This is a genomic window from Nitrosospira sp. NRS527 (genome assembly GCF_018406445.1).
GTDB lineage: Bacteria > Pseudomonadota > Gammaproteobacteria > Burkholderiales > Nitrosomonadaceae > Nitrosospira > Nitrosospira briensis.
This window is the reverse complement of sequence record NZ_AP024515.1, coordinates 3,148,329-3,168,820: the sequence shown is the minus strand read 5'-3', so window position 1 is coordinate 3,168,820 and position 20,492 is coordinate 3,148,329. Positions and strand designations below refer to the sequence as shown.

The 20,492-nt window shown below is 54.9% G+C and carries 16 protein-coding genes; all 16 read left to right on the top strand.

What is annotated here, in order from left to right:
• Positions 1-57: 57 nt before the first annotated feature.
• The 16 genes from KJS40_RS14075 to KJS40_RS14000 all read left to right on the top strand — a co-directional run bounded on the left by KJS40_RS14075 (position 58) and on the right by KJS40_RS14000 (position 20,224).
• On the top strand, positions 58-1,455 hold the full coding sequence (locus KJS40_RS14075; RefSeq protein WP_213538482.1) for a TIGR03013 family XrtA/PEP-CTERM system glycosyltransferase: 1,398 nt from the start codon (positions 58-60) through the stop codon (positions 1,453-1,455).
• Between the two features lie 51 nt (positions 1,456-1,506).
• Positions 1,507-1,743, top strand: a complete 237-nt coding sequence (locus tag KJS40_RS14070) for a hypothetical protein (protein WP_213538481.1) — start codon at positions 1,507-1,509, stop codon at positions 1,741-1,743.
• Positions 1,744-1,894: 151 nt separating this feature from the next.
• Positions 1,895-3,973 carry an XrtA/PEP-CTERM system histidine kinase PrsK gene (gene prsK, locus KJS40_RS14065; RefSeq protein WP_213538480.1) on the top strand — a complete coding sequence of 693 codons (2,079 nt, stop codon included), beginning with the start codon at positions 1,895-1,897 and terminating at the stop codon, positions 3,971-3,973.
• A 386-nt stretch (positions 3,974-4,359) separates the two neighbouring features.
• Positions 4,360-5,712: a PEP-CTERM-box response regulator transcription factor gene (gene prsR, locus KJS40_RS14060; protein ID WP_213538479.1), complete on the top strand. Its 1,353-nt coding sequence runs from the start codon at positions 4,360-4,362 to the stop codon at positions 5,710-5,712.
• Positions 5,713-5,765: 53 nt separating this feature from the next.
• Positions 5,766-7,352 (top strand): acyl-CoA ligase (AMP-forming), exosortase A system-associated, encoded by a 1,587-nt coding sequence (locus tag KJS40_RS14055; protein ID WP_213538478.1) that lies wholly within the window; start codon positions 5,766-5,768, stop codon positions 7,350-7,352.
• Positions 7,349-8,584 (top strand): pyridoxal-dependent decarboxylase, exosortase A system-associated, encoded by a 1,236-nt coding sequence (locus KJS40_RS14050; RefSeq protein ID WP_213538477.1) that lies wholly within the window; start codon positions 7,349-7,351, stop codon positions 8,582-8,584. The genes KJS40_RS14055 and KJS40_RS14050 overlap by 4 nt, the downstream gene beginning before the upstream one ends.
• 90 nt (positions 8,585-8,674) lie before the next feature.
• Positions 8,675-10,513, top strand: a complete 1,839-nt coding sequence (locus KJS40_RS14045) for an asparagine synthase-related protein (RefSeq protein WP_213538476.1) — start codon at positions 8,675-8,677, stop codon at positions 10,511-10,513.
• Between the two features lie 289 nt (positions 10,514-10,802).
• Positions 10,803-11,504, top strand: coding sequence for a DUF2064 domain-containing protein (locus tag KJS40_RS14040; RefSeq protein ID WP_213538475.1), 702 nt, complete (start codon positions 10,803-10,805; stop codon positions 11,502-11,504).
• The gene (locus KJS40_RS14035) at positions 11,491-12,189 is read left to right on the top strand and encodes a TIGR04283 family arsenosugar biosynthesis glycosyltransferase (RefSeq protein ID WP_213538474.1); all 699 of its coding nucleotides are present in this window, start codon (positions 11,491-11,493) and stop codon (positions 12,187-12,189) included. Before KJS40_RS14040 ends, KJS40_RS14035 begins: the two co-directional genes overlap by 14 nt.
• 31 nt (positions 12,190-12,220) lie before the next feature.
• Positions 12,221-13,276, top strand: a complete 1,056-nt coding sequence (locus KJS40_RS14030; protein WP_213538473.1) for a methyltransferase domain-containing protein — start codon at positions 12,221-12,223, stop codon at positions 13,274-13,276.
• Between the two features lie 3 nt (positions 13,277-13,279).
• Positions 13,280-14,242 (top strand): radical SAM protein, encoded by a 963-nt coding sequence (locus tag KJS40_RS14025; RefSeq protein ID WP_213538472.1) that lies wholly within the window; start codon positions 13,280-13,282, stop codon positions 14,240-14,242.
• 242 nt (positions 14,243-14,484) lie between these two features.
• On the top strand, positions 14,485-16,620 hold the full coding sequence (locus KJS40_RS14020) for a bifunctional TVP38/TMEM64 family protein/FAD-dependent oxidoreductase (protein WP_213538471.1): 2,136 nt from the start codon (positions 14,485-14,487) through the stop codon (positions 16,618-16,620).
• A 169-nt stretch (positions 16,621-16,789) separates the two neighbouring features.
• A complete protein-coding gene (locus KJS40_RS14015) occupies positions 16,790-17,623 on the top strand; it encodes a phosphate ABC transporter substrate-binding protein (RefSeq protein ID WP_213538470.1) in 834 nt (277 codons plus the stop codon).
• Positions 17,577-18,455, top strand: coding sequence for a phosphate ABC transporter permease subunit PstC (gene pstC, locus KJS40_RS14010; protein WP_213538469.1), 879 nt, complete (start codon positions 17,577-17,579; stop codon positions 18,453-18,455). Before KJS40_RS14015 ends, pstC begins: the two co-directional genes overlap by 47 nt.
• Positions 18,448-19,356: a phosphate ABC transporter permease PstA gene (pstA, locus tag KJS40_RS14005; RefSeq protein WP_213538468.1), complete on the top strand. Its 909-nt coding sequence runs from the start codon at positions 18,448-18,450 to the stop codon at positions 19,354-19,356. The genes pstC and pstA overlap by 8 nt, the downstream gene beginning before the upstream one ends.
• Positions 19,340-20,224: a phosphate ABC transporter ATP-binding protein gene (locus tag KJS40_RS14000; RefSeq protein ID WP_244859620.1), complete on the top strand. Its 885-nt coding sequence runs from the start codon at positions 19,340-19,342 to the stop codon at positions 20,222-20,224. The genes pstA and KJS40_RS14000 overlap by 17 nt, the downstream gene beginning before the upstream one ends.
• Positions 20,225-20,492: the final 268 nt, after the last annotated feature.

Genomic DNA, 20,492 nt, shown 5'->3' with positions numbered 1-20,492 from the left:
ACCTTCAGCTGAGCGAGAGTGCCTATGAGCTCACAAGACACCGACAAGGGATGAAAATTGTTTCGGATTTATAACCACTTCATTTCCAGAACCGTGATCCTGCTTATCAGTGCTGAAATTTTCGTGCTGATGTTCATGGTATATCTCGGCGCAACCATTCGTTTTTTTGATCATACTGATCCTTTCCCCTCTTTCTCATCCTTGTTTCCCGAGGCGGCAACTTTCACCTTTGTCATGATCCTCTGCATGTCCGCTATGGGGCTATATCAACTGGATGCCCGCCTGGATATCAAGGACACCTTATTCCGGCTCATGCCTTCCATGATGCTGGGATTCGGAATAACGACGCTGATTTTTTATTTGCTGCCCGATCTCTATCTTGGCCGCGGCATATTGGGGCTGGTAATGCTTTTTGCTCTGTCCGGGATTCTACTGACACGAGCGGCTTTTCTTAAATGGTCCAGCCTGGGAATTCTGGAGGCCCGGGCCATCGTATTAGGCACAGGCGGCAAAGCAAAGGAGTTCGTCGCAGAGACTAAAAAAAGCGAGTCGGGATCCAGGGGACTCAAGATTGTCGGTTTTGTTCCGCTGCCGGATGAAGAACTTCATGTGCCAGCCTCCGCCGTTCTGCCGAATGTGGATTCTTTGACATCTCTCGCTAATCGCTACGGGGCAGGGGAGATCATTATCGCGATCCAGGAACGTCGGGGAGGGTGTTTTCCTATTCAGGACCTGCTGGAATGCAAGCTGAACGGGATAAAAGTGACCGACTCAGCCGCATTTTTTGAGCGTGAGCGAGGGCAAATTCGAGTGAATACCCTTTACCCAAGCTGGCTGGTTTTTGGCGGCGGGTTCGACCAAAGCCTGCTCAGATCCGGTATTAAACGCGTTTTCGACTTGGCTGCGAGCGGCGTCCTTCTGGCTGTTACGCTACCTGTAATGTTGATCACCGCTCTATGCATTCTGTTCGAGGACGGCGGCCCCGTTTTTTACCGGCAGGAAAGGGTTGGAAAGGGCGGGAAAATATTTATGGTTCTGAAATTCCGCAGCATGCGGGCTGATGCGGAGAAGGGAGGGACGCCGCAATGGGCGGCAACGGATGATCCGCGGATAACACGGGTAGGCAGGATTATTCGTAAACTGAGAATCGATGAGCTTCCCCAGATATTGAATGTCTTGAATGGTGACATGAGTTTTGTCGGCCCCCGTCCGGAAAGGCCTTATTTTGTACACCAGCTTTGCATGGAAGTGCCCTATTACAATGTAAGGCACAGCATCAAACCGGGTATAACCGGATGGGCCCAGGTGCGCTACCAGTATGGCGCGTCGGTAGAGGACGCCATCGAAAAGCTGCAGTACGATCTTTATTATGTGAAGAACCACAGCCTGTTTCTTGATGTAATTATCCTGATAGATACCGTTGAAGTTGTCGTGCTGGGGAAGGGTGGAAGATGATGTGGAGCGCCCTGAGCAAGGCAAGCGCGAGCGCGACGGCGGCGTTGCGGGATGGAATGCGCGAAAGGCGGCGACGTGAATGGTGCAACTGCTCAGGGCGGGGCGACGCCTTCCTCGGGAAGGCGCGACGCCAGAGCGGGATACCGGCGCCACAAGCGCGACCGCGACATTCCCGGCGCTGCCGGATCGCCGCTTCGCGCTATCTCTCAGGCAACGCTTCAGGGGATCTCCCCTCGACAAAGCGGGTTACCTGCAAAGCCGCCATCCCTTCCCTCCACTGGAAAATGAATGGCAAAATTGGGCACTCACGCCGTTGCCCATCTTGGCATGTCAGGCAAACCACGGCCTTCGCTGTGCATCTTGTAATCACCCCAATTTTTGCTGCAGCGCACCCCACTGAGGACCTGTTTGAAGGTTCCCTAAGGCGCGCCAATATAGCATGTTGACGAATATAGCGACGGCCAGCTACACAATAGCGGCAGCTGCGCATTTTTTCCTGGCTTTACTTTTGGTAACAAGCTGGCGAGGTCGTCTGCACGGGATCGTGTTACCGATAGCTTGCCTCCTTTCCGCATTCTGGGCGTCGTTGCTCGCTTATCACGCTAACCAGAATCTCCCCCTCTCGCTCCTGACGGATGTACTCGAAATTGCCAGAAACGGAGGCTGGACTGCCTTTCTCATCATGTCGCTGGGGCTGTACCGGAAAGATGATTCATCCATCATGAAGATCAGTCCGGCCCTGGTGGCGATAATGATGATGTATATCGGATGCTTCTTCGTTGCGCTGTACTCTAATGGCAACTTTGATTTTTCATCGGATAAAACGATCGACTTCATCAATAACATCGCTGGAAGCCTGGCAATGGCAATACTCGGCATGATCCTGGTGGAGCAGCTTTACAGAAATACGCCGGTCAGGCAGCGTTGGGGAATAAAATTCGCATGCCTCGGCATCGGCGGGATCTTTGCCTATGATTTTTACTTATATAGCGATGCGTTGCTGCTTAGGCACGTGAACCCGGAAATATGGGCGGCACGCGGGATAGTCAATGCGTTCGTTGTTCCGCTTGTCGCCGTTTCGGCTGCACGCAACCCCCAATGGTCAGTCGGCATCACGGTATCGCGTCGTATTCTTTTTTATTCGGCAGCATTGTTCGGCACCGCTGCATATCTATTGGCAATGGCTGCTGCCGGCTACTACCTCCGTTTTTTTGGGGGAAGCTGGGGCATCGTCATGCAAGTGAGTTTTTTATTCGGCGCGGTGGTTCTGCTATTGGCCGTGCTGTTTTCGGGCACTTTGCGTTCCTGGCTCAGAGTCTTCATCAGTAAGCACTTTTTCAGCTACAACTACGACTACCGGGAAGAATGGCTACGTTTTACGCGCACGCTCTCCGACGGTGGGCACGTGCTGGGAGAGCGCGTGATCCAGGCTTTGGCACAATTGGTGGAAAGCCCGGCCGGGAGTCTGTGGATATGCCGGGAATCCGGTAATTGCGAGCCTGTAACGCACTGGAATATGCCGCCGACTGGTGGGTTCGAGCCTCTGACCAGCCCTTTCTGTCAGTTTTTGGGAAACAAGGAGTGGGTGATCGATTTACAGGAATACGCCGTAAATCCTGAAAAATACTCAGCACTCGCTCTGCCACAATGGTTGCAAACCATAGCCAGGGCATGGCTTGTGGTACCGCTGATTCAACATCGGAAATTGTTTGGTTTTGTAGTGCTGGCGCAGCCAAGAAGCAGGGTCAAGCTGAATTGGGAGGTGAGTGATCTGCTCAAGGTTGCCGGCAATCAGGCTGCAAGTTACCTGGCACAGCAAGAGGCGGCCAACGCGCTTATGGTGGCGCGTCAGTTTGAATCCTTTAATCGTATGTCGACGTTCGTAGTGCATGACTTGAAAAATCTCGTTTCACAGTTATCGCTTTTGCTTTCCAATGCTGAGAAGCATAAAAATAACCCGAAATTCCAGATAGACATGATCGAAACGGTATATCTCTCCGTTCAAAAAATGAAGCGGCTGCTGGAAAAGCTAAGCAGTGTCGATGCGCCTGAGAATTCGGCTCCCCTTTTTATTGCACCATTGTTGCAAGAGGCGGTAAAAAGCAAATCCATTGCTGAACCGGCGCCGATTCTTGAAATACAGGATACGAGCCTTGCGGTGTGCGCAAACTCGTCCCGCCTCGAAAGAGTCATGGGACATCTCATCCAGAACGCGATCGAGGCGACCTCAAAGAACGGGCAGGTTCGGGTTCGGCTGAGAAGAGAGCAGAATTGCGCGATAGTTGAAATAAAGGATACCGGCCATGGTATGAGCGAAGAATTCATTCGTGAAAAACTTTTTAAACCTTTCGAATCCACCAAATCCGCAGGTATGGGCATAGGTGTGTTTGAAAGCAAGGAATATGTGTCTGAACTGGGTGGGGAACTGGAGGTTACCAGCAGCGAATCGAATGGCACGGTTTTCCGCATCATCCTGCCGCTTCATCAAGGCGCTTCCATCGTTAAAGTAGTAGCGTGAAGTGCAGGATTCATTCCGGAGATTTGGCAGACGGTCGAAAATGCGTTTTTCCTTGCAGTACAAGGCAGACAAATGGTCGAAAGCTTCGGTGGATAATACGCGCGGCAGATTGGAAAGACCCGATACCTCATGCAAATGAAAAATGTTTCACTAGCAGCCTGTCGGATTTAAAGAATCGCAGCGAAAAAGTGACTGGGTGAGGACAGATTTTGAGGATTTTGAAGGCCAATAGTTATTCTATTGGCCGAAAAAGCAGTGAAATGTGAACCAGCCAGACGCTTTTGGAGCCGATTTCCTTTAAGTCCGACAGGCTGCTAGATGTTTCACCAAAAGTAACGATACAAGAGTTAGATTGATCCAGTTCGAGTCAAGGTAAGAGGACATCAGTGAGTCAGGATAAAAAAAGTTTATTGGTAATCGAGGATGATCCAGGCCTGCAGAAGCAGTTGCGCTGGAGTTTCGACGCTTATGAAGTATCGGTGGCGGGTGATCGTGAAAGCGCGCTTGCCTTGGTCCGGCGACATGAGCCTGCTGTCGTCACGATGGATCTGGGGCTTCCGCCCGATCCGGATGGGGCCTCGGAAGGTCTCGCCACGCTGGCACAGATACTTGAACTTGCGCCGGACATCAAGGTGATCGTTCTAACCGGCAACCAGGATCATGGGAACGCGCTAAAGGCTATCGCGGCCGGCGCTTACGATTTTCATCAAAAACCTTTCGATCCGGAGATGCTGGGGTTGGTGGTAGAAAGAGCATATTACCTGCACGCATTGCAGCAGGAGAACCGCAGGTTATCGCAATCCCAGGCATCCCCCGTCATAGCGGGCATTATTACTCGCGATCCCGCGCTGATCAAGGTATGCCGCAATGTGGAGAAAGTGGCCCCATCCGATGCCACGGTTATACTGCTGGGTGATAGCGGTACAGGTAAGGAAATCCTGGCAAGAGCGCTGCATCAGGCAAGTGCCAGAAGAGAAAAGCGATTCATGGCAATCAATTGCGCCGCGATTCCGGAAACGCTTCTGGAAAGTGAATTATTCGGCTACGAAAAAGGCGCATATACTGGGGCGGTCAAACAGACCCCCGGTAAAATCGAGCTGGCTAATGAAGGTACTTTTTTTCTTGATGAGGTCGGTGATCTGCCCATGCCGTTACAGGCAAAGCTTCTCCGTTTTCTGCAGGAAAGGGTGATCGAAAGAGTGGGAGGGCGTAAGGAAATCCCCGTTGACGTCCGCGTTGTCTGCGCAACGCATCAGAATTTAAAGAAACTGATCGAGGAAGGCCGTTTTCGGGAAGACCTGTATTATCGCCTGAGCGAGATTGTCATCACAATTCCCCCGCTGCGAGAGCGGATGGGAGACCCGGCGTTGCTTGCACATCACTTCAAGAATAAGTTCTGTGCACAGGAGAAGCGATCTTCCCTCAATTTCAGCCAGGAGGCGCTCGCTGCGATTGAAAACTACCCTTGGCCCGGCAACGTGCGAGAAATGGAGAACTGCATTAAACGCGTGGTTATCATGGCCGACGGTCCCATAATCAGCATCGACGATCTCGGGCTGCAGGTTTCAACCAGCCTGGCGGAACCGGTCAACCTCCGCCAGGTGCGTGATAGGGCGGAACGTGATGCCTTGATGAAAGCACTGTCGAGAGTGGATGGGAACGTTGTCAAGGCGGCGGAGCTACTAGGCGTCAGCCGTCCCACCATTTACGATTTAATGAACCGCCACCGGCTGAAATAGCCACGTCTTATAACATTCGTCGCCCTTTCCTTTTTACATACAGGATATTTTAGATGGCAGATCTCCTCCACGAGCTTATTTTCAAGACCGCTGAGCACGTTTCCGATAAAGAAGCGCTGGTTCATCAGAGAAATCGAACAAGCTATGCCACTTTGGCCGAGGATATCGGCTCAGCCCGGGCGGCCATGCTCGCCTTGGGGCTTGGGCGAGGCGAACGTGTCGCTGTCTATCTCGAAAAACGCCTGGAAACTGTTACTGCCATATACGGCGCCGCAGCCGCGGGGGGCGTATTCGTACCCGTCAATCCGCTTCTGAAGCCGGAGCAGGTGGCTTATATTCTTCGCGACTGCAATGTTAGAGTCCTCGTCACCTCAGCCGACCGGTTGAAGCTGCTTGCCGCCGTTTTGCCGCAATGCCATGATCTGCACGCCATCATGGTAGTGGGTTCGGCCGAGCTTCCACCCGTCGTTTCCGGCATTGGTGTCATCTCATGGAATGATGCGCTGGCGGCACCCGGCCATGCCAAAGCGCACCATAGTATCGATGGCGATATGGCCGCGATTCTTTACACGTCCGGAAGTACCGGCAAGCCAAAGGGCGTAGTCCTTTCCCACCGAAACCTGGTAGCGGGGGCAACGAGCGTAGTTCAGTACCTGAAGAATACGCCGGATGACCGCATTCTGTCGGTACTGCCGTTGAGTTTCGATTATGGGCTCAACCAGCTCACCACCGCATTTCAAGTCGGCGCTACCGCTGTACTGATGAATTATTTGCTGCCGCGGGATATCATCCACACGGTTGAGAGCGAAAAAATCACGGGTCTTGCCGCAGTGCCGCCATTGTGGATTCAACTGGCCCAATTGAACTGGCCAGCGGATAATTCATTGCGTTATATCACCAATTCCGGGGGGGCAATGCCGCGAGCGACGCTCGATTTGCTGCGCAACATTCTCCCTCATACAGAAGTATTTCTCATGTATGGCCTCACCGAGGCGTTCCGTTCGACCTTTCTTCCACCCGAGGAAGTGGTCGCACGCCCCGACTCCATAGGTAAAGCCATCCCGAATGCGGAAGTGCTGGTGGTACGGGAGGATGGATCGCTCTGTGCGGCCGGGGAGCCGGGAGAGTTGGTGCATCGTGGCGCGCTCGTTTCCATGGGATACTGGAACGACCAGGAAAAAACCGCCGAGCGGTTCAAACCCGTTCCGTCTCGCCAGTCGGGGTTGACTATTCCGGAATTGGCGGTGTGGTCGGGTGATACCGTGCGCATGGATGAGGAAGGTTTTCTGTATTTCATTGGCCGCCGCGATGAAATGATCAAGACGTCCGGCTATCGCGTCAGCCCCAGCGAGATCGAAGAGGTGATCTATGGCACGGAACTTGTGGGAGAAGCCGCTGCCGTTGGTGCTCCTCACCCCGTATTGGGGCAGGCCATTATTTTGATCGTTACGCCTCGAGCAGGCTCGAGGATTGACCAGGACGCGTTGCTTGCCGCGTGTAAGCTTCATCTTCCCACTTTCATGCTGCCGAGCTCGATCGAGTGCAAGGAAGGCAATTTACCGCGGAACCCCAACGGCAAAATTGACCGGAAATTCCTCGCCCAGGAATTGCAGAATACTTTCATGGAGACCGGTGCGTGAATAATGTTCGGCCCAAACATGCGTCCATGGTTCAATTCTCGAGTCGCGACGACTGCCTCCAGATTGGAGGCATGTCCCTCACGCGGTTGGTGCAGCGGGTAGGCAGAACCCCGTTCTATGCTTATGACCGGCAGCGCATTACGGATAGGGTTGCCCTTCTGCGCCAACACCTGCCTGCCGAGGTTCACCTCCACTACGCGATGAAGGCTAACCCAATGCCTGCGGTTGTGCAGCATATGGCTGGTCTGGTGGATGGGTTGGATGTGGCGTCGGCGGGCGAAATGAAAATCGCTCTGGATACTCCCATGTCGCCCTGTCAGATCAGTTTTGCCGGGCCAGGGAAGGCTGACCAGGAACTTTCCTGCGCGATCGCCGCAGGCATTATCGTGAATATGGAATCCGAGCAGGAAATGGAGCGTATCGCCAATCTGAGCAATCACCTTGGCATCCGTCCGAAAGTAGCGGTTCGTGTCAACCCGGATTTTGAACTCAAATCCTCCAGCATGAAAATGGGCGGAGGACCAAAGCCGTTTGGTGTCGATGCAGAACGCGTTCCGGCGATGCTGGCCCGAATGGCTAAGCTTGAACTCGATTTCGAAGGGTTCCATATTTTTAGCGGTTCGCAAAATCTGAAAGTGGCGGCAATCCAGGAATCCCACGAAAAAACCTTGCAACTGGGGATCGCCCTTGCCAGGCATGCACCCGGCCCGGTTCGTTTACTGAATATAGGCGGCGGCTTCGGTGTGCCTTATTTTCCTGGCGACGCGCCATTGGATGTGGCGGCAGTCGGTGAAAATTTACGGCACCTGATGCCTGAGGCGAGACGGCAACTTCCCGATGCGCAGGTGGTGATCGAACTTGGACGCTATCTGATAGCGGAGGCAGGCATTTATGTGTGCCGTGTACTGGAGCGAAAAGAATCGAGAGGACAAATATTTCTGGTAACGGATGGTGGATTGCACCACCATCTTGCGGCTTCCGGAAATTTCGGCCAGGTTATCCGCAAGAATTATCCCGTGATCGTCGGCAACAAGATGAATAATGCCGAAAGGGAGGTTGTCTCGGTAGTGGGACCGCTCTGTACGCCCCTGGATCTGCTGGCGGACCACATGGAAATGAGCAAGGCGGAAGCTGGGGATTTGATTGTCGTTCTGCAATCCGGTGCTTACGGCTTGACCGCAAGCCCGACGGCATTTCTCAGCCATCCGCCACCTGCCGAAGTGCTGGTTTAAAAACTACCGCAACAGCAATGCCCTATCCCAGTAAGCAATCACTAAACGAAACAATGGAAAGATGATGTTCAAGAAAACCGGAGATCTACCATGAGCGGGTTGTGCGGCTGGATAGGCCAGGATGGATCGGTTACCGAGAATCTCCAGCTTGCCAGGCGAATGGCTGGACCGCTTGCCCGTTTCGATGGCAGTGTCGTCGAGGCGGTTGCGGGACGAAACAGCGGTCTTGCCATTGCTGCAAGCGGTGATAACAAGCACATTTATCAAAAGAATGGGTTTCTCCTGGCATTATGGGGACGGGCGAATTTTCTTGAGCCGCGCTTGAGCCAGTTTGCGCGCTCCGAGGGCGTGGCAAAAACGCTGGCGGATGATTGGCGGGAAAGAGGAGAAAAGGCACTCGAAAACCTGACAGGAGCGTTTTCTTTTTGCATCCTGGATGAAAATACCGGCGAGGCGATTCTGGCAATCGATCGTATGGGCATATACCCGCTCGTCTACCGCAATGATAGAGGACGGCTGGTTTTTGGTTCATCGGCAGATGCCATAAACCTGCATTCACAGGCCAAGCCGGATATCGCGCCGCAGGGTCTGTACAACTATCTCTATTTCCACATGGTGCCCGGGCCGGATACGATTTACCAGGGACAGAAACGTCTCTTGCCCGGCGAATACCTGATTTATCGAAAGGGAAACGTCGAGACGCGCAAGTACTGGGAAATGCGATTTCAGGAGAACGAGAAACGCCCCTTCCAGGAGCTCAAGCAGGATTTCATGGAGGTATTGCGATCAAGCGTCCGCGAAGCGGTCGGGGATCAGCAGGTTGGCGCTTTCCTGAGCGGAGGAACTGACAGCTCGACCATCGCGGGATTATTGGGTGAGGTATCCGGCCAGCCGGCCCACACCTATTCCATTGGCTTCGATGCTTCCGGCTATGATGAAATGGAATATGCGCGCATTGCCGCGAAACATTTTTCCACGCGGCATCATGAGTACTACGTCACTCCGGATGACATAGTAAGCGCCATTCCCCAGGTCGCAGCGATTTTCGATCAGCCTTTTGGCAACGCGTCCGCCATCCCCGCATACTATTGCGCGCGCATGGCTAAAGCTGACGGCCTGAGCAGGATATTGGGAGGAGACGGAGGGGACGAACTCTTCGGCGGCAATGTCCGCTATGCAAAGCAACATCTCTTCTCCCTCTATGGGCAAACGCCTTCCGTCGTGCGCAAGGGAATCATCGAACCGCTGGTTTTTGGCATTCCCGGCGGAGCTGCATTGCCGCTGGTACGGAAGGCGCGCAGTTATATCGAACAGGCCTCGATCCCGATGCCGGCGCGGACAGAGACCTATAATCTGCTGGAGCGCTATGGATCCAAAGAAGTTTTTACGCCGGAATTTCTCAGCACGGTTAATCCGGGCAATCCGGCTAACCTTCTCAATGAAATCTATCATGACAGCAACGCCGCGAGCCTGATAAATCGCATGCTTGCTTTTGATCGAAAGTTTACGCTCGCCGATAACGACCTGCCCAAAGTCGCCATGGCTTGCGAATTAGCCGCAATGGAAGTGGCGTTTCCCCTGATTAGCGATGAAATTGTGGCTTTCTCCCTGCAACTTGAGCCCCACCTGAAGCTCAAGGGTACAAAATTACGCTACTTCTTCAAGGAAGCGCTACGGGGATTCTTGCCCGACGATATCATCACCAAGCAAAAACACGGGTTCGGTTTACCTTTCGGTGTGTGGCTCCAACAGCACAAGCCACTGCAGGCCCTGGCTTCGGATAGCCTGAGCGATCTCAAGTCCCGGCGCATCGTTCGCTCTGATTTCATCGATAAGCTGGTGGGACAGCATCTGAATGAGCACGCGGGATATCATGGCACCATGGTTTGGGTACTGATGATGCTGGAACAATGGTACAGGCAGCGGTAAGGTTTGCGGATACAAGTTTTTAGCATTCGTCATAGGTAAAGTGCCAGTTTCCTGTTGAGTATGGCGTTCGGCTACCGGAGCGGACGAAGCCAATACCTTTGAAAATTTCCATGCCCCATCGCCAAATGCTCGCTATGATGTAAGAAACCCGGCCTCCAGGTAGCCTGATCAGTCTGGCTGCATCTTATGGCCGCTGCATCATCAACATATCGATAAAAGAAGCTGATGAGCAACTCATGCCAACATCGATCATGCGATTTGTATTAGCGTCTCCGGCAAGCGGCCGCCCATGACCGAAGCCGCGCTGGTGTTGGTATGCAAACGGCCGGCATCGGGAATCGGCAAGCAACGGTTGGCTGCAAGCGTAGGTGGGGATGCGGCGAGCCGCATCGCCGAGGCACTGCTCGCCTGCGCGCTGGAAGATGCGCGTGCCTGGCCCGGCCAGGTGGTAATCGCTCCAGCGGATCCGGCGGATCACGCCTGGGCATCCGCGCTATTGCCGCAAGCGCAGGCACAGCTGGAAATACGTGTAGAGGCCCAGGCAGAAGGTAATCTCGGACAGAGGCTTAACACACTGGATCATAAACTGCGCGCCGGCGGGCTGGAACAGCTGGTATATATCGGCAGTGATGCTCCGCTGCTTGCGGCACCCGATTATGCAGCGGTTTACGAAGCCTTGATGAATTATGATACCGTGTTGAAGCCGGCAGCGGATGGCGGTGTGGTGTTGATGGCGAATCGGCAGCGATGGCCGGCGCTGAGCAGCTTGCCGTGGAGCACGGCGCGCCTCGGCGCGGCACTGGCCAACTGTTGCCGATCTGCGGGACAATCAGTCGTTAACCTGACACAAAGTTTCGACGTGGATGAAGAAGATGATGTCATTCGGCTGATCGAAGCGTTGAATACGGATCAGCGACCGGCGCGGCGCGCGCTGCATGGGTTGGCTTGCGATCTGGCCCGTTGGAGGGAACGAAGTCATGTCCAGTTTTAGTGCGATTATTCCTTGCTATCATGACGAAGACAAGCTGGCCGATCTGCTCGGCCAGTTGCGAAATTTGCCGCATAACCTGTTTCAAGGGGCGCTGGAGATCATCGTGGTGGATGGTGCCGACAGCCCGTCATGCCGCAGCATCTGCCATCAATACGACGCACGCTGGATAGCCGGCGAACCCTGCAGGGGAGGGCAATTACTCTCGGGCGCCGCGCTGGCGCAAGGTGACACCTTATGGTTTCTGCATGCCGACACCCGGTTGCCGTTCGATCCCTTGAAGGCGATGGGTCGCGCATTGGCGCAAGGTGCGGTAGGAGGTTATTTTCGCTTTCGTTTCGATGCGCCGCGTGCCTGGCCAGCACTACTGCTGGAGCCGGCTATTGCCTTTCGTTGCCGTTTCGGCATTCCATATGGTGACCAGGGTCTTTTCATGACGCGGCAGGCCTATGTGGAGGCGGGCGGCCACTCTCCCTGGCCCCTGTTCGAGGAAGTGTCTCTGGTTCGAGGGTTACGCCGGATAGGACGCTTTTTACCTTTGCGCGAACCGGTCTTTATCGATCCGCGCCGCTGGCATCGCGACGGGTGGTGGCGGCGTACATGGGCAAATCGCAATCTGGCGCTGGCTTTTGCACGCGGCGTTGCGCCCGAAAGGCTGGCGGCTCGCTATCGTTCCAAAACGATTTAATTCCTATCATTCCGATCATGAGGTAAATGCCATGCATGACACTATCCAGCAATACTATGGAGAAACTCTGGGCTCTTCACTCGATCTTCAGACCAACGCGTGCCGAACGGATGCAGGCTTGCCCGAATATGTAAAGCCCATATTGGCGAAGGTACACGACGAGGTGCTGACTCGCTACTACGGTTGTGGCCTGGTACTGCCCGAATCACTCGATGGCTTGACCGTACTCGACCTTGGGTGCGGTGCTGGACGCGATGTTTACGTACTATCGAAGCTCGTGGGAGAGCACGGCCGGGTGATTGGGGTGGATATGACGGAAGAGCAACTTGCAGTTGCGTCCAGGCATGAGGAATATCACCGTAAGGAATTTGGACATGCGGAGAGCAACGTGCGTTTCCTGCATGGTTATATCGAGCGCTTATCCGAACTCCAACTGGCGGATGCCAGCGTGGATGTCATCGTATCCAATTGCGTGCTCAATCTTGCCCCCGACAAGGCGGCGGTATTGAGTGAAGCGTGGCGGGTACTCAAGCCCGGAGGGGAGCTGTATTTTTCAGATGTGTATGCTGATCGGAGGGTGCCCGCGGAACTTACCGCCGACCCGGTATTATATGGCGAATGCCTGAGCGGGGCGTTGTACTGGAACGATTTTCTCGGCCTGGCCCGCACGCATGGCTTTGCCGATCCGCGACTGGTTGACGATCGCGGCATTACTATTGGCAACGCGGAGTTGGTTGCACGCACCGGGAACATCCGTTTTTACTCTGCCACTTATCGATTATTCAAGTTGGGCAACCTGGAGTCCGCCTGTGAAGACTATGGTCAGGCGGTAGTTTATCGCGGCACGATACCGCATCATCCCCATGTGTTCGAGCTCGACAAGCACCACCGTATCGAAACCGGCAAGTTCTTCCTTATCTGCGGCAACTCCTGGCGCATGCTGCATGATACCCGGTTCGCCGCGCATTTTGACTTCTACGGTAACTTTGAGCGGCACTACGGTATTTTCCCCGGTTGCGGCACGGGACTGCCTTTCGACGACACAATCCGCGGCGGCGCGGACAACCATTCGGGCGGATGTTGCTAGCCCATGGGCATCGGCGGCGGAGAGATCATCCCCATCGGTAGCGAGCGATCCAGCCGTTCCGAAAACTGGCGGCGCACGCCTGACGATCAGCCACGCGGCTTTATTCGGCCGCACGCGCTGGATGAATTGTGGTTTCATACCGGCACCGCGTGTAATCTTGCCTGTCCCTTTTGCCTCGAGGGCTCGAAACCGGGAGACGATCGCTTACAGTTGTTGCGTTTTGAGGAAGTCGTTCCGTTTGTGGATGAGGCGCTCGATCTCGGCGTCAAACAGTTTTCCTTCACCGGGGGCGAACCATTCATCAATAAGGATATCGTTCGTATACTTGATTATGCGTTGCAGTATAGGCCCTGCCTGGTGCTGACCAACGCAACCGAACCGTTGATCAAGCGCCTGAAGCAACTCGAACCGCTGCGCGACCAGCCGTATGCGCTCGGTTTCCGTGTGAGCCTGGATTATTCCGATGCCGCCCGGCATGACGCCGGGCGTGGTGAAGGCATGTTCGCTCGTGCGCTGGAAGGATTGCGAGCACTCCATGAACTGGAATTCAATGTTTCGGTGGCGAATCAGCTTTTGCCTACGCTCACACCGGAAGTGGTTTCGGCGCGCTTCAGCGAGGTTTTCCGTACCGCAGGCTTACCTGAGGATTTGCCGCGTATCGAATTTCGCGAATTTCACCCGCCGGGTGCGCAGGTGAAATCGCCGCATATCACGGAACGTTGCATGACAGGGTTCCATACCGAAGAGGCTCGTCGCTCGTTCATGTGTGCGTTCAGCAAGATGATTGCGAAAAGCAACGGACGATTACAGGTTTATGCCTGTACTCTGGTGGATGACGATCCAGACTATATTCTGGGGGAAACGCTGACGGAAGCCATGCAAACGCCCGTTAGCATGAAACACCACCGCTGTTACAGTTGTTTCAAGTACGGCGCCTCATGCAGCGAAATGAAACGAGGCATCTGAATGATCGTTTTCAGGAATGATCTTTCAAATAAATGAAGCGCATGGAAATGAAGTGGCTTGGAGATAAAATGGTGTTCCGAAAAAATGCAACGTATCCCGCAGTCCGTTTATCAAGGCAGCGCCAGCCTTCACCTTGAACGGTAGCTGAGAAACAATTTCATGGACTCATGGGGTACCAAGGCAAGCACTCAGGTAGCCCCACCCTTAAACAGTACTTGCAAATCAGATTAGAGGCGCCCGGGATGAAGCATTGGTGGCTGCTCGTATTGCTGGTATTGTTGATTATTTTGTTCCTGGCGTTTGATCTCGGGCGCTTCCTCAGCCTGGAAACGCTCAAGAGCGGCCGTGATGGGCTGCAACAGGCTTATCAGGCACGGCCGCTGCAAACGATAGGCCTGTATGTTGGTATCTATATTGTCATAGCCGCGCTCTCCCTACCCGGCGCCGCTGTGATGACGTTGGCGGGTGGCGCCATTTTTGGGGTCTGGGTCGGCATTCCGCTGGCTGTCATTTCCGCCGGCATTGGCGCGACGGTCGCATTATGGATGGCGCGCTACGTCTTTCGGGAGTTCGTGCAGCAACGTTTCGGCGACCGCATGACGGCGATCGACGCAGGCATCCAGCGTGACGGCGCATTTTATCTTTTCACTTTGCGCCTGGTGCCGGTATTTCCTTTCTTCATAATCAATCTACTGATGGGGCTGACGGCCATACCAACCGGCACCTTTTTCTGGATCAGCCTGCTGGGCATGCTGCCCGGGACGGCAATTTATGTCAACGCCGGCACGCAGTTAGCCTCGATCGCCCGTCTTTCCGATATTCTCTCGCCTGCGCTGATAGGATCTTTCGCCTTGCTCGCCATATTCCCCTGGCTGGCACGATGGGCAGTGGCGCGTGTGAGGATGAGGCGGGCAGGAAATATACATGGGCATTGGACCAAGCCCATCCGGTTCGATCGTAATCTGGTGGTTATCGGCGCAGGCTCGGCAGGTCTTGTGACGTCCTACCTTGCCGCCGCCACCCGCGCCAGAGTTACGCTGATTGAAGCGAACAGGATGGGTGGGGATTGCCTTAATTTTGGCTGTGTGCCCTCCAAGACGCTGATCCGTTCGGCCACTTTCCTGCGGGAGGCGCGATACGCGAAAGACCTGGGCTTCCGGGGCGCAACTGTCGATTATAGTTTTGGTGAGGTAATGGCGCGTGTACATCGCATCATCACAACGATCGAGCCGCATGATTCGGTAGAACGCTATACAAAGCTGGGGGTGGAGGTCATCCATGGCAAAGCGCGCATTACCTCGCCGTGGACGGTGGAGGTCAACGGGCAGATCATAAGTACGCGTGCGGTTGTCATCGCTACAGGTTCCCGTCCCGCTATTCCCCCGATTCCGGGTCTGGAGCAGGTGCGCTACTATACTTCCGACACCATCTGGTCGCTTACCGAGCGACCCGGGCGGCTCGTCGTTCTAGGTGGCGGACCTATAGGCTGCGAGTTGGCGCAAGCGTTTGCGCTCCTGGATTGCCAAGTCACGCAGGTCGTGAGATCAGGGCTACTGGAAAGGGAGGATACGGATGCCGTTGTGCTGATCGAGTCTGCGTTGCGCGCCGATGGCGTGCGCCTGCTGACCCAAACCGATGCTATTCGTTGCGAAAGCGGAATCGGTGAGCAACGATTGATTGTGCGCCATAACGGAAAGGAGGAAACAATTCCATTTGACGCGATACTGTGCGCGGTGGGAAGAACGGCTAATACCGAAGGGTTCGGTCTCGAGGAACTGGGAATTCCGAATTCGCCAAAGGGAACGATTGAAACGGATGCGTGGTTGCAGACGCTCTATCCCAACATCTATGCGTGCGGCGATGTGGCCGGGCCATATCAGTTTACGCACGTCGCCGCCCACCAGGCGTGGTATGCATCCGTCAATGCATTGTTTGGCGGTCTCAAACGTTTCAAGGTGGATTACTCGGTGATACCATGGACCACATTCACCCATCCGGAGGTTGCCCGCGTCGGTTTATCGGAGGCCGAAGCAAACAAGCGCGGCATTAAATTCGAGATGACCCGCTATTACCTGAAAGACCTGGATCGCGCTATTACGGATGAAGCAGCGCACGGGTTTATCAAGGTGCTCAGTCCACCGGACAGCGATCGTATCCTGGGTGCGACTATTGTGAGTGACCATGCCAGCGACTTGCTGGCGGAATTTGTGCTGGCGATGAAACATAACCTCGGTCTCAAAAAGATACTTGGTACCATTCACACTTATCCAACCTGGTCGGAGGCCAACAAATATGCGGCGGGGGAGTGGAGGCGTGCACACATACCGTATCGCCTGCTGGATTGGGTGGAAAAATACCATGCCTGGCGGCGAGGCTAACCCGGATGTTTCATAAATTGACGCGCGCCCTTGCTGGTCTTTTGTTTCGTATGAAAATTTTGTTCAGTCGGGCGTATGAATAACTACGCCACTCTTTCACAAAATATCCCTACAAAACAAAATACTGCGCAATCATCACGCGAATTTATGAAACATCCGGGCTAAGAGAATGAGGATATTTTCGATAAAGAAATATGCCATATTTATTGCGGCACTATTGTCGGGATATAGCTGGGCTCAACCTGGCAACGCTGCTGCGGAGAAGCTGGTTTTAACCGGCGCCAGCACCATCGCCCCGCTGGCAGCGGAAATCGCCCGGCGCTTCGAGTCGCGACACCCCGGTACGCGGATAGATGTGCAGACTGGCGGTTCTTCGCGCGGCATTAACGATACGCGCAACGGAACGGCCGGGATCGGCATGGTATCTCGCGCCTTGAAACCGGCCGAGCAGGATTTACAAGCACATACCATTGCCTTGGATGGTGTTGGGCTTATTCTGCACGCGAGTAACCCGGTCTCCGCGCTAAGCCGGCAGCAGGTTATCGATATCTATACCGGCAAAATCGTCAACTGGAAGACACTAGGCGGGCGAGACGCACCTATCACCGCCATTAACAAGGCTGAAGGCCGATCGACACTTGAGCTGTTTCTGGGCTATTTAAAGCTGAAGAACAGCGATATCAAGCCGCACGTGATCATCGGCGACAACGCGCAGGGAATCAAGACGGTAGCCGGTAACCCGAACGCCATCGGTTATGTATCGATAGGCGCGGCGGAATACGAAGCACGGCACGGTACCCCGATCAAATTACTGCCCCTCGATGGCATCGCGGCTACCGTAGCGAATGTACGTAACGGCACTTTTCCGCTATCGCGGCCGCTCAACCTGGTAACGCGGGCTGAACCTGAAGGGCTGGCCCGGGATTTCATCGCGTTTGCCCGTTCGGAGCAGGTACATGATCTGGTCGAGGCACAATATTTTGTCCCCATCGGTTTCCGTTGATACGCTGACGCTCTGGGTGCTGCGCGGTGCAGCAGGCGCCGCGATGGGCGTGGTGCTGTTGATCCTGTTATTCCTTGCGATGGAATCCTGGCCAGCGCTGCGGCATATATCGATCGAGCGTTTTCTCACCGATCCCTCCTGGAATCCCGAAGAAAATTTGTACAATCTGGCGCCCATGCTGTCAGGTACCCTCTACGCCGCAGCCGGGGCACTATTACTGGCAGCACTGCTGGGCATCGCCTCGGCGCTGTTTATCGCCTATTATGCATCTCCGCATGCGGCGAGCATCTACCGGCGCCTGGTCGAGTTGCTGGCAGGTATTCCTTCCGTGGTCTACGGCTTCTGGGGGCTGACCACCCTGGTGCCCCTGATCAACCAGTTGCATCCACCCGGCGCCAGCTTGCTGGCCGGGATTCTGGTGCTGACGCTGATGATTCTGCCTACCGTCGCGCTCACGGCGTACGCCGCGCTATTGGCCGTGCCCGGCGAATATATGGTGGGCGCAACAGCGCTGGGCCTGTCCCGCTGGGGGACGATCCGGGGCGTCGCGCTACCGGCGGCGAAAACGGGTATCGCCGCAGGCATCATTCTCGCGGCCGGTCGCGCTATCGGCGAAACCATGGCTTTATTGATGGTCACGGGTAACGTCGTGCAGAACGCCTCCAGCCTGTTCGAGCCGATACGTACTCTGGCCGCCAATATTGCGCTGGAGATGCCCTATGCCATGGACGACCATCGGGCTGCTCTGTTCGTGTCGGGCTTGACGCTCATGGTGCTCGTGATGTCGCTCTGGGGTGTTGCAGCCCGGCTGGCGAGAAATGGCGATGGCTGAAATGGTTTCCACCAAATCGACGCGAACCCTTCGCGATTGGTTCGCGCAATTAGCGGTTTACTGTGCCGCGTTACTGATCTGTGCTGCGTTTACGTGGATATTGAGCGATATCGTGCGCGGTGGCATGGCGCATCTTTCCCTGGACTTTGTCATAGGTTCGCCGCGGGAGGCTGGCCGTGCCGGAGGCATCGGCTCTATCCTCGTTTCCACTGCGCTTGTGCTTGCCATTGCTCTGATGGCAGCCCTGCCGCTGGGATGGACGACGGCTGCGTTACTCGCCAATCATGTTTCCGCCGGCAGCGGCTTTGGCGGTGCGGTACGCTATAGCCTGCAGGTGCTCACCGCAGTTCCCTCCATCGTTTTCGGCCTATTCGGCAATGCATTTTTCAGCATTTATCTGGGCATGGGATTTTCCATCCTCTCGGGCGGCCTGACCCTGGCTTGCATGCTGTTACCCATCCTCGTCAGTACCGCAGAGTCGGGCTTACGCGCAATACCCGATGCATATCGCCTGTCTGCCGCTGCGTTGGGCATGTCGCGCACTTCGACGTTGTTTCGTTTGTTATTGCCAATTGCTGCGCCATCGCTGGCTGCAGGGCTGCTGCTGGGGGTCGGCCGCGCCATTGCCGAAACCGCGGCGCTACTGTTTACCAGCGGCTATGTCGATCGCACGCCGGGTTCGCTGCTCGATTCAGGGCGGACTCTGGCAGTACATATTTTTGATCTATCCATGAATGTACCCGGCGGCGATGCCGCAGCTTATGCGTCCGCACTGGTGCTGATAACAGCGCTGCTACTCATCAATATGATAGCCATGCGCCTGACTGCCGGCTGGCAGCGCCGGAAGATAATGTCTCAGAACTCAAACGGATACTCCAATATCGATGCACCGCGAGCCTGAACCCCCACCCACAAAATCCGCCAAAGCCGCTGATGACCCGCTGGGCAAGGCCGATAATGGCTATACGCTGGGGCCCATGCAGGCGGGCCCAGCGTGTTGCGACCCTCAACCCTTGATCCAGGTTGAAAATTTTTCCCTTCGTTATGGCCCCAAGCCCGCCTTGGCTAACGTTACACTGGATATTTACCGCGGCTGCATTACGGCGCTGATCGGGCCTTCGGGATGCGGAAAAACAAGTTTTCTCTCTTCCATCAATCGGCTTACCGACCTGATTCCCGGTTGCGGAGTAAGTGGCCGCATTCGCATCGATGGTGGTGACATCCATGACCCTGCCCGCGATGTACAAGCATTGCGGCGGCAGATCGGCATGGTATTCCAGAAGCCAACGCCATTTCCGCTCTCGATCTACCGTAATATCGAGCTGCCTTTGCATGAGCATGGCGTCAAGCGGCGCGACACCGCAGCCATAATCGAGCAGGTATTGCGGGATGTCGGGCTGTGGGACGAAGTGCATGATCGGCTGCATTCATCTGCGCTAAATCTCTCTGGCGGGCAGCAGCAGCGCCTCTGCATTGCTCGCGCGCTGGCCTTGAATCCACGGATACTGCTGATGGACGAGCCCTGCAGCGCGCTCGATCCCATCGCCTCGGGTATAGTCGAAGACCTGATCAGCCGTCTGCGCGGTCGCTACACGATCGTCATTGTCACCCATAATCTGGCACAGGCGCGGCGTATCGCCAACTACGCCGCGTTTTTCTGGATCAGAGGCCAGGCCGGCAGCTTGGTTGAATTTGGCCATTGCCGGCAAATATTCGAATCTCCCGCACACGAGCTTACCGCCGCTTACGTGAAGGGCGCGAGGGGATAACGAACGGGTATTGACAAGCCGGTTTTCGTGTTGAATCCGCACAGTCCGCGCTTGACACCAAGGTCCTCATAAAGCATAATCCAGCCCTCACACAGTAATCAAAATGCATACCTGCGTGGAAAGTGTGGGTATTACTAGTGGGATTGAAAAAGATTGTTTCCGGCATGATGGATAAAAAGCGGTTCGAAATAACCGCTCAAAATGACCGTTGAATATAAGCAGTTCTCGGATGCGTTGTAGATCCGCCATGAACAATATTTTCTCCCGG